This window comes from Streptomyces sp. 4N124, from assembly GCF_052245395.1.
GTDB lineage: Bacteria > Actinomycetota > Actinomycetes > Streptomycetales > Streptomycetaceae > Streptomyces.
In genome coordinates this window covers 20,692-35,502 of record NZ_JBQQBS010000081.1, presented here as the reverse complement: position 1 = coordinate 35,502, position 14,811 = coordinate 20,692, and the positions used below count along the sequence as shown (strand labels likewise).

At 72.5% G+C, this 14,811-nt stretch carries 10 protein-coding genes and 1 pseudogene; 4 read left to right on the top strand and 7 right to left on the bottom strand.

Features of this window, described 5'->3' with window-relative positions:
* From ACTWQO_RS44220 to ACTWQO_RS44195, 6 genes and pseudogenes are all read right to left on the bottom strand, one after another.
* Positions 1–535 (bottom strand): annotated as a pseudogene (locus ACTWQO_RS44220) (hypothetical protein); the annotation flags it as partial.
* Positions 536–604: 69 nt separating this feature from the next.
* Positions 605–1,192 (bottom strand): hypothetical protein, encoded by a 588-nt coding sequence (locus ACTWQO_RS44215; RefSeq protein ID WP_443243048.1) that lies wholly within the window; start codon positions 1,190–1,192, stop codon positions 605–607.
* Positions 1,193–1,509: 317 nt separating this feature from the next.
* Positions 1,510–2,643: a hypothetical protein gene (locus ACTWQO_RS44210; RefSeq protein WP_443243047.1), complete on the bottom strand. Its 1,134-nt coding sequence runs from the start codon at positions 2,641–2,643 to the stop codon at positions 1,510–1,512.
* Between the two features lie 275 nt (positions 2,644–2,918).
* The gene (locus tag ACTWQO_RS44205; RefSeq protein WP_443243046.1) at positions 2,919–4,082 is read right to left on the bottom strand and encodes a VWA domain-containing protein; all 1,164 of its coding nucleotides are present in this window, start codon (positions 4,080–4,082) and stop codon (positions 2,919–2,921) included.
* 217 nt (positions 4,083–4,299) lie between these two features.
* Complete coding sequence (locus tag ACTWQO_RS44200) at positions 4,300–6,750, bottom strand: DUF5682 family protein (protein WP_443243045.1); 2,451 nt, start codon at positions 6,748–6,750, stop codon at positions 4,300–4,302.
* Positions 6,729–7,880, bottom strand: coding sequence for an ATP-binding protein (locus tag ACTWQO_RS44195; RefSeq protein ID WP_443243044.1), 1,152 nt, complete (start codon positions 7,878–7,880; stop codon positions 6,729–6,731). Before ACTWQO_RS44195 ends, ACTWQO_RS44200 begins: the two co-directional genes overlap by 22 nt.
* Before the next feature lie 133 nt (positions 7,881–8,013).
* Here ACTWQO_RS44195 and ACTWQO_RS44190 point away from each other — a divergent pair, with 133 nt between their 5' ends.
* Both ACTWQO_RS44190 and ACTWQO_RS44185 read left to right on the top strand, forming a co-directional pair.
* Positions 8,014–9,369, top strand: a complete 1,356-nt coding sequence (locus ACTWQO_RS44190) for an SWIM zinc finger family protein (protein ID WP_443243043.1) — start codon at positions 8,014–8,016, stop codon at positions 9,367–9,369.
* A gap of 82 nt (positions 9,370–9,451) precedes the next feature.
* Entirely contained in the window at positions 9,452–11,113 is a 1,662-nt protein-coding gene (locus ACTWQO_RS44185) for a DUF5691 domain-containing protein (protein WP_443243042.1), read from the top strand.
* Positions 11,114–11,229: 116 nt separating this feature from the next.
* Here ACTWQO_RS44185 and ACTWQO_RS44180 read toward each other — a convergent pair whose 3' ends face one another.
* A complete protein-coding gene (locus tag ACTWQO_RS44180) occupies positions 11,230–11,646 on the bottom strand; it encodes a cobalamin B12-binding domain-containing protein (RefSeq protein WP_443243041.1) in 417 nt (138 codons plus the stop codon).
* A gap of 557 nt (positions 11,647–12,203) precedes the next feature.
* Between ACTWQO_RS44180 and ACTWQO_RS44175 the strand changes: the two genes are divergently transcribed.
* Both ACTWQO_RS44175 and ACTWQO_RS44170 read left to right on the top strand, forming a co-directional pair.
* The gene (locus ACTWQO_RS44175) at positions 12,204–13,067 is read left to right on the top strand and encodes an esterase/lipase family protein (protein WP_443243040.1); all 864 of its coding nucleotides are present in this window, start codon (positions 12,204–12,206) and stop codon (positions 13,065–13,067) included.
* An 83-nt stretch (positions 13,068–13,150) separates the two neighbouring features.
* A complete protein-coding gene (locus ACTWQO_RS44170) occupies positions 13,151–14,767 on the top strand; it encodes a M23 family metallopeptidase (protein ID WP_443243039.1) in 1,617 nt (538 codons plus the stop codon).
* Positions 14,768–14,811: the final 44 nt, after the last annotated feature.

Genomic DNA, 14,811 nt, shown 5'->3' with positions numbered 1-14,811 from the left:
TCACCCCGTCCCCCGCGTGGGTGGCCGCGGTCGCAACCCCGCCGACGGCGCCCTCGGCGACCGGCACGACACCGGCCACGGTCTGCCCCGCGACCGGGACGACGCCGTGCACGGCGTGGTCGGCCACGGGCGGCACGGCCGCGACGACCGTCTCCTCGACGACCGGCGTAACCGTCCCCGGCACACTGCCGACAGTCCCGACGACATGCTGCTTCACCCCACCGACCGTGCCGGTGAGATGACCGGGCACGGCGGAGACGGAAGCCTCGGCGGCGCTGGTGACGGCCGTGGCCTGCGAGGTGACCGTGGCGAGGACGGGGGCGGTGTGGGCGGGGGCTCCGGTGACGGTGGCCCGCGCGGTGCCGGTGGCGGCCGTCGCCAGGTGGGCCGCGTGGCCCTCGACGCCGGTGACAGCGGCATGGACCGAGCCGGTGGCCGTGGCGACCGTACCGGCGGCACGGCCCTGGACTCCGGTGACCGTGGTCTGCGCGGTGCCGGTGGCGTCCGCTGCCGTGCGGCCCGCGCCCGCGACCACGCCCTGGGCCTGGGCGCGGGCGGCCGACTGGGTGCCCTGGAGCTTCGTCTGGGCGGCGGCCAGGGCCTTCTACAGCTCGGGGGCGAAGGCGGAGAGGGGGCCGAAGAGGTAGTCGATGCCGCCCCGCGGTGCGGTGGGGGCGTCGGACGTGGTGGCCGTGGCGGTGGCATGGACCGTGGCCGAGGTGTCCTCGGCGGTGGCGCGGACCGTGCCCGCGGCGTCCGCTGCCGTGACCTTGGCCTCGGCCTGTGCCGCGCGCGCGGCCTTGGCGCCCTGGATCGCCTGGGCGCCCCTCACCTTGGACGCCTTCGGAACCGTCACCTCGGCGTCGACATACCGGCGAACCTGCTCGGTGGCCTTGTCGCCGGTGGCGCCGGTGGCCTGGGTAGTGGATGTCGCCTGGGTGGCAGTGTCCCCGGCGGCGCCGGAGACCGTGTCTGGTACGCCGGTGACGACGCCGTCGACCGTGTCCGTGACGTTCCCGAGCGTGTCGGTGAGGGCGGTGGTCACGTCGGACGTGACGTCGTTGGTCGTCGCGTCAGGCGTGGTGACGGACGCTGCGGGCAACTCGTCCGCGCTGGCCACGGAGGAACCGAGCGCCCAGGCGCCGGTGACACCGGCGGCTATGACGATGGAGCGGCGGATGTTCTTGTTCATACGTGCGTCAGATCCTTAGATCCTTGAGGGCTCGAACGACCCTGGGGAGCCCCGAAGCCCCTGGAACTCAAGGGACTTCGGGAGGCTGGGGACATGTCCGTCGCCGCCGCACCCGGTCGCGTCCGTCGGTCCGCCATTCCGTCCGTCCGACACGGTCCAGGGAGAGTGAACCGGTGGACGCGGATGTGGATCCGGATGCGATGACAGGTGCCGATACGGCTCCGGCGGTTTCCGCCCGGAGATCGGAGGGGTGTCCGGACAGGAGGGCAGACCTGGTCCGCCCCCGCGCGGCAGGTCTACGGCGGGGGGAGGCCTGCCTATGCCGGGGAGACGGGAATGTCCGGGTGCCTGTCCCGGGTCTCGCCCGCGTCATGACGCGCGGCCGCGCCGGCCACCAGCCTCAGCGGCGCCCGGTGGTGCAGAGCGACGGCATGCGCATCGCCGTGCCGCGAGGCGCCGTTGTCGGCCGTCGAACGGTTGCCCAGCGCACCACCCGGATCACCGCCGGGAGCCTGCTGGTCGGGCGCGTACTCGGTGGGCTGGACGCGGTGCCCGGCGGCATGCGTCGCGTCGCCGGCCGACGTCACGTCGGCGACGAACATCGGGCCGTACGTTACGGCCGCTGCCCCGTCCGTACGTTGCTCGGAGGCGCCGTCACCCGTCGCCTTGCCGTCCGCGCCCGCGTCCGGCGCCGGCTGCGGTGTCGACGTGACCGGTGCGGGGAGCGTCTGCCCCGGAAGCACCGGAAGCGCCGGCAGACGGGGCAGTTCGGGCAGCCCAGGCAGCAGGGCGCCCGGGAACTCCGGCAGCACCGGCGACTCGGGCGTCACCGGCAGGGACGGCAACAACGACAGCGGCGGTATCTTCCGCTGCGCCTCGGCCAGCCCCTCGGTCACCTCCCCCACCAGATCGCCGACCGGCCGCACGACCCGCTCGTCCACGGATCCGACGACCTTCTCGGTAACCGGCCGGAGTATGCGATCGCCGGGCCTGGGGGTGTGCGGGTGAGGAAGTGCCTTGTCGGCCTGGGGGTGCTGGGCGTGCCGGGGAGCGGTGGCTTCGGAGGGATCGGCTTCGGAGGGGTCGGCCTCGGGGGAGTTGGCCTCGGGAGAGCCCGACTTGGAGAAGTCCTCGTCGGAGGAGTACCCGTCGGAGGCTATGGCCTCGACGGCATCACCAGCCGACTCGTCCGCACGCCCGGCCGGCGGATTCAGCAACCGTCCGACCGTGCCCCGTGTCGCCGCCAGGACTCCGTCCCCCGGCTCCGGTTGCCGCACGACCTCGGCCGATGTCGTCGACGTCACCCCGTCCGTCGCGTGCGCCTGCTCCCCGTAGAGCAGTCCGACCGCGAACAACCCACACACCAGCAGCGCCAGTTGCAGCGCACGCTGTCCGGCCGCTGTGCGCATGACACGCAGAGCGGCACCGGGCAGGGCTGCGGCAAAGGTCAAGAGGGGGTGGGTCCTCCCGTGCGGCGGAACGAGCGACAAGTCGGCGCGACGCCTGCGGGCAAGCGGGGCGCGGCGCACCGCTGACAAGGCCTCGATCCTTGCACGCGCCTCCCGAGGTTACGCAAGCCCCCTCGGCACCGATGGGTACACATGTCCCATTTGCTGGCCGAAGTCGGTCGACAAATCGTCAGCGAACCGACTTCCCCCGTGCTCCTCCCCTTCCGTCGTCATGCCCTCCCGTCGTCATGCCCTCCCGTCGTCATGGCCTCCCGTCGTCATGCGCTGTCCGGAATCGGCAACGGCCGCTTCTCGATCGCCGCAGCCATCACCTCCGGGAACAGATCGGGCGTGCAGGCGAAGGCCGGCGCGCCCAGCGCCGCGAGTGCGGCCGCGTGCTCCCGGTCATACGCGGGCGCCCCCTCGTCCGACAGCGCGAGAAGCGTTACGAACTGCACGCCCGACCCCTTCATCGCCGCGACCCGCTTGAGCATCTCGTTCCGTATGCCTCCCTCGTACAGGTCGCTGATCAGCACGACCACCGTCTCCGCGGGCCGGGTGATCTGCGACTGGCAGTACGCGAGCGCCCGGTTGATGTCCGTACCGCCGCCGAGTTGCGTGCCGAAGAGCACATCGACCGGATCGTCGAGCTGGTCGGTGAGGTCGACGACGGCCGTGTCGAAGACGACGAGCCGCGTACTGATCGACCGCATCGACGCCAGCACCGCGCCGAACACCGACGCGTAGACGACCGAGGCCGCCATCGACCCCGACTGGTCGATGCAGAGGATGACTTCCTTCTTCACGGACTGGGAGGCCCGCCCGTACCCGATGAGCCGCTCGGGCACGATCGTCCGGTACTCCGGCAGGTAGTGCTTGAGGTTGGCCGCGATCGTGCGGTTCCAGTCGATGTCGTGGTGGCGGGGCCGGTTGACGCGCGCGCTGCGGTCGAGGGCTCCGGTGAGCGTGGCCCGGGTGCGGCTGGCGAGCCGCTTCTCGAGGTCCTCGACAACCTTTCGTACGACGGCCCGTGCCGTCTCCTTCGTGGTCTCCGGCATCGCCTTGTTCAGCGAGAGCAGCGTGCCGACGAGATGCACGTCGGCGTCCACCGCCTCCAGCATCTCCGGCTCGAGCAGCAGCGTGGCGAGGCCGAGCCGGTCGATGGCGTCACGCTGCATCACCTGTACGACGGAGGAGGGGAAGTACGTCCGGATGTCCCCGAGCCAGCGCGCCACGGACGGCGCCGACGCACCCAGCCCCGCCGAACGGTCCCGCCCTGTCCGCGGTTTGTCCCCCTGCCCGTAGAGCGCGGAGAGCGCCCCGTCCATCGCGGCGTCCTGGCCGGCCAGCGTGCATCCGGTGCCGTCGGCCGCTTCGCCCCCCAGCACCAGCCGCCACCGCCGCAACCGCTCCTGCGCCGGGTCCATCGCCTCGGTCGTCATACACCCACCCCCGTGAGAGGCCGCCCCGCCACAGGCCGCTGTCCCGCCGCAGACCGTCCCGTCACCGACCGCCCCGTCACCGGCCGCGCCCAGAGCGGCATCACCCGCACGGTCGTCCTCGGACCGTCTGCCACCAGGAGCGCGTGCCCGCCACCCGTACCCGTGACCGCGTTCACCGCTTCGGCCCGCTCCCTCGGCTCCCTCATGCGCTCGGTCGTCATTTCCCCACCCCCACAAGGTCGTTGTCGTCGGCGGTCGGGTGATCGCCGTCGTCCAGCCCCAGCAGCAATCGCACCACCGGCAGCACCGCGTCCGCCCGCGCCGTGTCCAGGTCGGCTGCGAACCCGGGTATCCCGGAGCCGACGGCCGCCGTGCTCCCCCGCGCCCCCGGTCCGCGCCGGACCAGTTCGCCGAGGGTCCGCCGCACCCCCGGCTCGTACGCCGAGAACGTCCGTCGCAGCAGCGGCAGTACGTCCGTGAACGCCTCCGCCGGCACCCCCGTCAGCCAGGCGTCGACCAGCCCGAGCAGTCGCTCGTCGTGGACGAGGAGCATCCCGCCGCCCGAACCGCCGCCGACGAACCCCTCGATCCACGCGGCCCCGTCCGCCGGTGCTGTCCCCGGCGACAGCACGAGCCCCATGAGCCGCGCCGCCTCGTCCTGCCCCAACTCCCCTTCGTCCAGCAGCAACCGCACCGCACGCCCCCGGACGACGCCGGGCACGGTCTCCCGTCCGGACAGCACCCGCAGCACCGACCGCCAGCGAACCCGCAGGTCACCGTGGCCCGGCGCGGAAGCGTCGCCCAGCAGCCCCACCGCCCCGTGCACGGCGTCCACATGGCGCCGCATCTCCTCCGCGGCGTCGGCGTCGAGCGCGGCGCACGCCGGAGGCAGGCCGACGAAGATCCGCTCGGCGAGGCCCGCCGCGACCTCGGCCAGGGCGCCGGTGTCCGTGCCGCGCACATCGCCGTACCGCAGGGAGCGGACCAGGGCGGGCAGGGCCTGGGCGAGATGGCCGACGTCGGTGTCCAGGGCGGCCCGGTCGGCGAGGATCCGCATCACCGTGGGCAGCGCGTCCGGCAGTTCGGCCAGCAGGCACCGCTCGGCGAGCGCGGTGACCTCGGCGAGGCCCTGCGCGGCCACCGCGTCGGCCTCCGCCTTGGCGGTCGCGGCGGCGAGCACGGTCGTCCCCCACACCCCGGCCTCGGCGACCCGCACGGCCAGCTCCGGCTCCCACCGCAGCCGCCACGTCTCCCGGAACGTACCCGTACTGCCCCGCGACGCCGCCGGGTCACCCCACTCGACGCCCAGCAGCCGCAGCCGGTGCAGCAGCCTGCTGCGTCCGGCGTCGGTCTCCTTGCGCAGGTCGAGCTCCAACTCCCGCTCCAGCGCCTCCGGTTTGAGCCGCAGCCGACGCTGGATCCGGTCGAGGTCCCGCTGCAACGGCACCGCGGGCGCCGACTGCGGCACCTCCCCCAGCACATCGCCCACGACCAGCCGGTCGTGCACCAGCGCCAGCGGCACGTCCGAGCCCTCGCACATCACCGCCCGTACGGCGTCGGTCGTCTCGCTCAGCCCGGGCAGCGGACGTCCGCGCATCGCGGCGAGCGTCTCCGCCAGCCGCACCGCCTCGATGACATGCGCCGAGGAGACGAGCCGGTCCTCGGCGCGCAGCAGCCCTGCGACCTTCGTCAGCCACCGCTCGACCGGCCGGTCCGGCGCGCCGAACAGATGCCCGTACCAGCCCGGCGAGTCGATGCCCGCGCCGTATCCGCTGACCCGCGCCAGCCTGCGGTGCGTCCACGGCACCCAGGTCATGTCCACCTTGACCTTGGGCAGCCCCTTCAGCAGCGCCCGGTCGGCGGAGACGGCAGCCTTGTGCCGCAGCGCGGGCACATGCCAGGCCCCGCACACCACGGCCACGCCGTCCCCGAACTCCCGCTGCGCCGCCCGCACTTGGAGCCGCATATACGCCTCCCGCACGAGATCCCGGTCATGCCCCCCGGTCCCGTACACCTCCCGCAACGCCCCCATCGCCTCTTCCAGCACGACGAACGGCGCGAACGCGTCCCTCTCCCCGAGCCCCCGGTGCTCGACGACGTCCTCCCACCACCGCTCGGGGTCGTCATAACCGGCGGCTTCGGCGAGCACGGCCAGCGGATCGACACGGACGTCTGCGACGGCGGGCGCCTGCGCCTCCTCAGAACCCGGGCCCTCCCCGTCTCCTGCGCCGGAGTCGGGACCCTCAGCCCCCGAGCCCTCGGCAGCCTCGTCACCCTTCTCCGTCTCCTCGCCCCTCTCCCCCTGATCCGCCAACGAGTGCGTGGCCGGCAAGTCGATGAAGCGGGCCGGTACTTCGTGGTCCAGGGCCCAGCGGATGGCGACCCACTCCGGGGAGAACTCGGCCAGCGGCCAGAACGCCGAGCGGCCGGGCTCGTCCACGGCGTGGGCAAGGAGGGCGACCGGCGGGCGCATCTCCTCGTCGGCGGCCAGCGGGATCAGCGCGTCGGCCTCGGGCGGGCCCTCGATCAGTACGACCCGCGGCCGGGCCGCGTCCAGTGCCGCCCGCACGGCGCGCGCCGAGCCGGGCCCGTGATGCCGTACGCCGAGAAGCAGTGGCCCCGCGGCAGCGCCCCCGCCCTTGTCGCTCACGCGCTCACCTCCCGGCATGCCCGGTAGAAGTCCTTCCAGCCGTCGCGCTCGCGGACGACCGCCTCCAGGTACTCCTGCCAGATGACCCGGTCGGCCGCCGGATCACGGACGACGGCGCCGAGGATGCCCGCGGCGACGTCGCCGGCCCGCAGCACGCCGTCGCCGAAGTGGGCGGCCAGCGCCAGCCCGCTCGTGACGACGGAGATGGCCTCGGCGGTGGACAGCGTGCCGCTGGGCGACTTCACCTTCGTACGGCCGTCGGAGGTGATTCCGTCGCGCAGCTCGCGGAAGACGGTCACGACGCGACGGATCTCGTCGACGCCGTCCGGCACGGACGGCAGGTCGAGGGAGCGGCCGATCTGGTCCACGCGGCGCGAGACGATGTCGACCTCGGCCTCGACACTCTCGGGCAGCGGCAGCACGACGGTGTTGAAGCGGCGGCGCAGGGCGCTGGACAGGTCGTTGACCCCGCGGTCGCGGTCGTTGGCCGTGGCGATCAGGTTGAACCCGCGGACCGCCTGCACCTCCTGCCCCAGCTCCGGTATCGGCAGCGTCTTCTCCGACAGGATCGTGATGAGCGTGTCCTGCACATCGGCAGGAATGCGGGTCAGCTCCTCAACCCGCGCTGTCATCCCTTCGGCCATGGCCCGCATCACCGGGCTGGGCACGAGGGCGTCACGGCTCGGTCCGTGCGCGAGCAACTGCGCGTAGTTCCAGCCGTATCGGATCGCCTCCTCCGGCGTGCCCGCCGTGCCCTGCACGAGCAGGGTCGAGTCGCCGCTGACCGCTGCGGCCAGATGCTCGGACACCCAGGTCTTGGCGGTGCCGGGCACGCCGAGCAGCAGCAGGGCGCGGTCGGTGGCGAGTGTGGTGACGGCGACCTCGACGATGCGGCGCGGGCCGACATACTTCGGTGTGATCACCGTGCCGTCCGGCAGGGTGCCGCCGAGGAGGTAGGTGGCGACGGCCCACGGCGACATCTTCCAGCGGGCCGGGCGCGGACGGTCGTCCTGCGCGGCCAGCGCGGCGAGTTCGGTGGCGAAGGCGTCCTCGGCGTGCGGGCGCAGTTCCTCCGCTTCCTGCGCGGATTCTTGCGCGGACGTGTTCTCAGGCACTTCGACGGACGACGGTTCCACGGTCACAGACATGGCTGAGGCCCCCTCCAGCTCGGCCGGTTCGGATCTGGTGTCCACCGTGCACCACGCCACTGACAATCCGTTCTGACCTGCGCAAACGCGCTCGCCGGACCGATTGTCAGTGGTGGGATCTACCTTCGATGACATGACTCAGCAGGGGGTGCGCTGGACCGCGGAACAGGTGCTTGCACTGGCGCCTGACGCCGCGTCACGCAAGGCGGGAAGCAAACTCGGAGCGGCCGGGCCGTGGTCCGAGGCGGGCAGTTCCGACGAGGGGACGGTGTGGGGGCTGTGCAAGGGCAGTGGCAGCAAGCCGTATCAGACGGTCGTCGACATCGCGGACGCCTCCGGCCCCGCGTACAAGTGCAGTTGTCCGAGCCGCAAGTTCCCGTGCAAGCACGCGCTCGGGTTGCTGCTGCTCTGGGCGGGCGGCGACGGCGCGGTGCCGCCGGGCCGGGCGCCGGACTGGGCGGAGCAGTGGCTCGCGGGCAGACGCCGGCGCACGGAGGAGAAACGGGCGGCGGGGCCGACGGGTGCCACGTCCGGGTCCGGTGATCCGGAGGCCGCCCGGCGCCGGGCGGAGCGTCGCGCCGAGCGGGTCACCGCGGGTGCGTCGGAGCTGGAGCAGCGCCTGGCGGACCTGTTGCGCGGCGGCCTCGCGGGCGCGGAGCAGGCGGGGTACGGGCTGTGGGAGGAGACCGCGGCCCGCATGGTCGACGCCCAGGCCCCCGGACTGGCCTCGCGGGTCCGCGAGTTGGGGGCGATTCCGGCGTCCGGTCCCGGCTGGCCGGTGCGGCTGCTGGAGGAGTGCGCACTGCTCCACCTCCTCGACCAGGGCTGGCTGCGCCGTGAGCGGCTGCCCGAGGAACTGGCGGCGACGGTCCGCTCCCGCATCGGCCTGCCCGCCTCGGCGGACGGCCCGCCGGTCCGGGACCGCTGGCTGATCCTCGCCCAGTACGACACGGCCGATCCGAAGCTGACGACCCGCAGAATCTGGCTGCACGGCGCCGACACGGCTCGCACCGCACTGCTCCTCTCCTACGGCGCCGCGGGCCGCGCTCCCGAACTGGCGCTGCCGGTCGGGCTGGCCCTGGACGCCGAGGTGTCCGCGTACCCCGGAGCGGGGCAGCTGCGGGCTTCCCTGGGTGAGCAGTTCACGCCGCCCGCTCCGGCGGCGATACGTCCGCCCGGAGTGACGACGGCCCAGGCGGCCGCCCGTTACGGCGATGCGCTGCGGGACGACCCCTGGCTGGAGTCGGTCCCTGTCACGCTGGACCGCGTCATACCGACCCCGGACGGCGACTCCTGGCAACTGGCGGACGCCGACGGGGCAACGGCCCTGCCGCTGACCCCATCGGCCCGCTCCCGACCCGGCCTGTGGCGACTGGTCGCCCTGTCCGGCGGCACCCCCGTCAAGGTCTTCGGCGAGTGCGGCCACCAGGGCTTCAACCCGCTGACCGCCTGGGCGGAAGGAACGGGTGAGGCGGTGCCGCTGTGCTGAGCACCCATGTGTCCCGCCCCACCGGACACCCGACCTCGATGAGCCTTCAACCACCCCACGGCACCCACCGGAAGGGAAGCGCATGAACAGGACCTCCGCTCCCGCGGACACACCCGCGCCAGGCGTCTCCGCTTCCGCGCACACGTCCACGTCCACGTCAGGCGCCTGGGAGGAACTGGTCACCACCGCCCTGCTCGGAACCGAACGGCGCACTCCGCCGGGTTCCGTTCCCGGCCGGGAGGCCCCGGTGGCGCTGTTGGACGCGGCGGCCGTGGAGACCGTACGACGGCGGGCCGGGCTTCGCCCCGCGCGAGCGGCCGAGCGTCCGGAAGCGGCACCCGAGGACCCGCGCCCGTACCTGCCCGCCGCGGCGGCCCGCAGGCTCGCGCTGCTGCTGGCCGACCGTCCCGGCGCGGGCGCCGGCCGCAGCAGAGGCACGGCACCGGATCTCATGGAGTTGCTGCCGCAGTGGCTCGCGAGGGCCAACATGCGCGGCTTCGCGGCACCACCAGAGGTGCTGCCCGCGCTGCTGGACGCGGCCCGCGGCCGTACGGATCTACGGCCGGCGGCGCTGACGTTCGCGGGGCCGCGGGCGATGTGGCTCGCCCGGCTCAACCCTGACTGGCGGTTCGCCCTGCGTGCGGCGCCCGGTGGGGGCGCGGCAGTGCCGGATCCCGGAGACACGGAGAAGGTGCGAGAGCTGTGGCAGGAGGGGCTGTTCGCCGAGCGGGTCGCCCTGCTCGCGACCATCCGCGCCCGCGTGCCCGCCGCCGCACGCGAACTGCTCGCGAGCACCTGGTCGACGGAACGGGCGGAGGACCGCCTGATGTTCCTCGACTCGCTGCGGACAGGACTGGGACCGGACGACGAGCCGTTCCTGGAACAGGCGCTGGCCGACCGGAGCCGCAACGTACGGGCGACGGCGGCGGAGTTGCTCTCGGCGCTGCCGGGCTCGGCACTGGCCGGGCGCATGGCGGTCCGGGCCGGGGCGTGCGTGACCGTGGACCGCATGCGGGAGATACCGACGATCGCCGTTGAAGCGCCGCACGAGTGCGACCCCAGCATGGAGCGGGACGGTGTCGTGACCAAGCCTCCGGCGGGACGGGGTGAACGGTCATGGTGGTTCGGCCAGTTGGTGGAGGCGGCACCGCTCGGAACCTGGCCCGGCCGACTCGGCGGACGCACGCCTCAGCAGATCGTGGCGCTGCCGGTCGCGGACGACTGGCAGGGCGAGCTGCACGCGGCATGGTGCCGAGCCGCCGTGCGGCAACGCGACGCGGAGTGGGCACGGGCGCTCCTCGGCACCCCGTCGGCACCGGAAGCCGGCGGCCCAGGAGCGGTGTCACTGGCAGAACGGGCGAAGCTCCTCGGCACGCTGGGCCCCGCCGAACGTGCCGAGTGGGTGGCCGGGTTCATCGCGGCGCACGGGCTGTCCGAGGCGTTCCAGCTGCTCGGAGTGTGCGCGGTGCCGTGGGCCGGGCCACTGGGGCGGGCTGTGGTGGACGCACTCAACATCGCGCGAGACGCGGGGAGTTATCCATGGAGTTTCAGTGGAGTGATGGGGTTGGCCGAACGCTGCCTGGACCCCGGGGAAGCAGTCCGACTGGACGCGCTGATGGCCGTACCGGACGAACCGGAAGATGCGTCACCGGGAGCCGGAGGCTACTGGGCGGAGGCCTTCCAACGCCTGGTCACGACACTGCGCCTACGGGCAACCATGGCGGCGGAGTTGGCAGCGGAATAGACGGCATTGGAACGCCCCAAAGGGGCGCGGGGAACTGCGCGACAAGCCACGACGGCGCCGCACCGAACCACCGGCACATCGCGGCACCCACCGATACCGCGCCCCCAGCGGAGCGCCTACGCTCCGGCCGGCTGCACCACGTTCGCCCTGACCCAGTCCACGATCGAAGCCGTCGTCGCCCCCGGCGTGAAGATCTCGGCCACCCCCTTCTCCTTCAGCGGAGCGATGTCCGCCTCGGGAATGATGCCGCCGCCGAAGACCAGGATGTCCTCGGCGTCACGCTCCTTCAGGAGGTCGATCACGGCGGCGAACAGGGTGTTGTGGGCGCCGGAGAGGATGGAGAGGCCGATCGCGTCGGCGTCCTCCTGGATCGCCGTGTCGACGATCTGTTCCGGGGTCTGGTGGAGCCCGGTGTAGATGACCTCCATACCGGCGTCGCGCAGCGCCCGCGCGATCACCTTGGCCCCGCGATCGTGGCCGTCGAGCCCCGGTTTGGCCACCACCACGCGGATCGGACCGGCTGCCACACCCATCACTGCCTCCATGAAGCGACTACATGCATCCGTACCGATACGTACCCCACCTCACACCACACCGGCCGGGGAAGTGAACGAACGTTATCTCCAGCATCCCCTAACCGGCAGTTTCGCGGTGCCGACCGAGGGGGAAATCACACGGTGGGACACGTTAGCCGCGCATCGTTCCACGTCTCTGCGGCCTCCCGAGCGCCGCAGGCCCCTGCGGCACACGGGCCGTGGAGGGAACAAGCGCACAGGGAGCCGCAACGGGGTCGTCGCACCACCGCGCCGCAGGCAGCGCGCCGTGGCGGTGCGGCGCACCGACGGTGGCACGCAGGGCACGTAGGACAGGTACGGCACGACAGCGGGGAGCCTCGTCGCCACACCGACAGGGGACCTCGTCGCTTCATCGGCACCACGGGCGCGCATTGCACCACAGGCGCACCTCAGGCCACCGACCGCACTCGTCCCACGTGCCCCGTTGGCGCACCGTCGGCCACCTTCGGCACGGCTTCCCACGAGGGCACACGGGGGACAGAGCCGTCCTCCCGCGTGCCGACAGGAGGTCGGCCATGAAGGTCACCAGGGCGGTAGTGCCCTTTCTTCCCCTCTGCCAGCGCCTGCTCCCCAGCAGACTGGCGGGGCTGTCCATGACCCTCCTGAAGGCGACCGCCCTGGACCTCGCCATCCTCGCGGGACATCTGCTCCTCTACCCCTCCGGCATCACCCAGGAGCGCCGCGGCCCGGGCCCCGCGCTGCCCCCGCCCGACACCGCACAGCTGCCGACGGAGGCCAAACCCCCGGTCGTCCTGCTGCACGGCTTCATCGACAACCGCTCGGTCTTCGTCCTGCTGCGCCGCAGTCTCGCCCAGCACGGAAGGCAGCAGGTCGAGTCGCTCAACTACTCTCCGCTGACCTGCGACATACGCGCCGCGGCCGAACTGCTCGCCCGGCACATAGAGGAGATCTGCGAGCGCACGGGCAGCAAGCAGGTCGACATCGTCGGCCACAGCCTCGGTGGACTGATCGCCCGTTATTACGTACAGCGACTGGGCGGTGACATCCGCGTCAAGACGCTGGTGACGCTGGGCACGCCGCACTCCGGCACCCGGGTGGCTCCGCTGATGAACGCCCACCCGATCGTCCGCCAGATGCGCCCGGGCTCGAACGTCCTCGAGGAGCTCACCCGGCCGGCCCCCGGCTGCCGTACGCACTTCGTCAGCTTCTGGAGCGACCTGGACCACCTGATGGACCCGCTGGAGACCGCCTGCATCGACCACCCCGACCTGCTGGCGCACAACGTGCGGGTGAGCGGCATCGGACACCTCGCCCTGCCGGTGCACCCCGCCGTCGCGGCCGGCATACGGCAGGCCCTCGACACCGCGCCGGCAGGAGCCGAAGCAGCCGCCCGGACCGGCGGCTTGACCGTGGCGTGACGTTCGCTCCACGCCACCCAACTTCGAACACGCTTCGAACGCAGGGCCAAACTCGTGCCCGCCGTCCCCCGAAACACGGCCGAATGCCCGTTTCCTTCAGGCGCGAAACCTGCCGAAGATTGTCGCGCCCGCGTACTGCCGGGTACAGTCGCCGCACTGCTCTGGCAGCCCCTGTTGTCGAGGCGAGAGAGAAGTTGGTGAACGAACGTCACCCGTCGGGGACCATGACCTCCCCGGCCCCGGCTTCCGACGCCTCGGCGCACTACGCGTCGTATGGCGGACAGGAAGCCCACTACGGTGACTTCACCACGTACGACGCCTACGCGGCGAACGGTTTTCCCGCGGGCACGGCGGGCATGGACAACGGCACCTATGCCACCCCGACCTTCGACGCCGACCCGCTCTTCGGCAGCATGCCCGGCGAGAACACGGGCTCGTACGACGGCACGCAGTGGTCGACGGGCAGTCACCAGACGCTGAACTACGACGCGTACGCGGCCCAGCACCACGCCGCCTACGACACCGGCGCGTACGACACCACCGCCTGGTCCAACGACTATCAGCCCCTCTCCGTCATCCCACCGCAGGCCACCGGCCCCGAAGCCACCGGCCAGTGGGATTCGGGTACTTGGCCGCAGCCCGAGCAGCCTGAGCACTCCGGCGCGGCGGACCAGACCCAGCAGCACTGGGACTGGGGCACGCAGACCTTCGACACCGGCGCGTACGACGCCACGCAGTGGAACTCGGACGGCGCCCAGCACCCGGCCGACGAGTACGAGCATGTCCCGTACGACGAACCCGCCCAGGGCGAAGACGGGTCGGACCACACGGGCCTCGCCGCTTCCGCCAGTGCCACCGGCTCAACCGGTGAGCTGCCCGCAGTAACACCCCTGCTCGACGGGCAGGAAGAGGCCGCCACGCCCTCCCCCGCGCCCGGCTCGCGCGCGGCCGCTCGTGGCGCGGGCCGCTCCCGTCGCCGTACGCCCGCCAAGCGCTCCGCGCTGCTGACGGTCGCCGTGCCGTCGGCGTGTGTGATGGGTGTCGCGGGGATCGCCGCCGCGTCCGTCGGCACACTGACCGACGACGGTGGCGACACGTCGACGACCGCGTCGGACACGAAGTCCGTCAAGCCGTCCGCCGCGAACAACAAGCTGGATACCCAGCTCGAGAGCCTCACGGCCGGTGCCGACGACTTCGCCGACCGGGCCAGCCGTACGCAGGAGCGCATCGACCTCAAGGCCCAGCAGGAGGCCGAGAAGAAGAAGGCGGCGGCGGAGGCGGCCCGCAAGGAGCGGCTGCGCCCGAAGTACGCCCTGCCGGTCGCCCAGCAGGGGCTCAGCGCCTACTTCGGCCAGTCCGGCATCAACTGGATGTCCATCCACACCGGCATCGACTTCCCGGTCTCGTACGGCACGCCGGTGATGGCCGCGACCGACGGCACCGTCCGCACGGAGTGGAACAGCTCCTACGGCAACATGATGATCGTGACCGACAAGGACGGTACGGAGACGTGGTACTGCCACCTCTCCACCTACGCCGTCTCGTCCGGTACGACCGTGAAGGCCGGCGACACGATCGCGTACTCCGGCAACTCCGGCAACTCGACCGGTCCGCACCTGCACTTCGAGGTGAAGCCCGCCGGTGGCTCCGCCATAGACCCGCTGGCCTGGCTGCGCAGCCACGGGCTGGACCCGACGTAAGACGGAACGTGCCTGCGGGCCCCCGCGGTTCAGCGAGGGCCCGG

Coding starts and splice junctions, on each gene's coding strand:
- ACTWQO_RS44215 (WP_443243048.1), bottom strand. CDS start 1,192: ATGAACAAGAACATCCGCCGCTCCATCGTCATAGCCGCCGGTGTCACC.
- ACTWQO_RS44205 (WP_443243046.1), bottom strand. CDS start 4,082: ATGACGACCGAGGCGATGGACCCGGCGCAGGAGCGGTTGCGGCGGTGG.
- ACTWQO_RS44200 (WP_443243045.1), bottom strand. CDS start 6,750: ATGCCGGGAGGTGAGCGCGTGAGCGACAAGGGCGGGGGCGCTGCCGCG.
- ACTWQO_RS44195 (WP_443243044.1), bottom strand. CDS start 7,880: ATGTCTGTGACCGTGGAACCGTCGTCCGTCGAAGTGCCTGAGAACACG.
- ACTWQO_RS44190 (WP_443243043.1), top strand. CDS start 8,014: ATGACTCAGCAGGGGGTGCGCTGGACCGCGGAACAGGTGCTTGCACTG.
- ACTWQO_RS44185 (WP_443243042.1), top strand. CDS start 9,452: ATGAACAGGACCTCCGCTCCCGCGGACACACCCGCGCCAGGCGTCTCC.
- ACTWQO_RS44180 (WP_443243041.1), bottom strand. CDS start 11,646: ATGGGTGTGGCAGCCGGTCCGATCCGCGTGGTGGTGGCCAAACCGGGG.
- ACTWQO_RS44175 (WP_443243040.1), top strand. CDS start 12,204: ATGAAGGTCACCAGGGCGGTAGTGCCCTTTCTTCCCCTCTGCCAGCGC.
- ACTWQO_RS44170 (WP_443243039.1), top strand. CDS start 13,151: ATGCCCGTTTCCTTCAGGCGCGAAACCTGCCGAAGATTGTCGCGCCCG.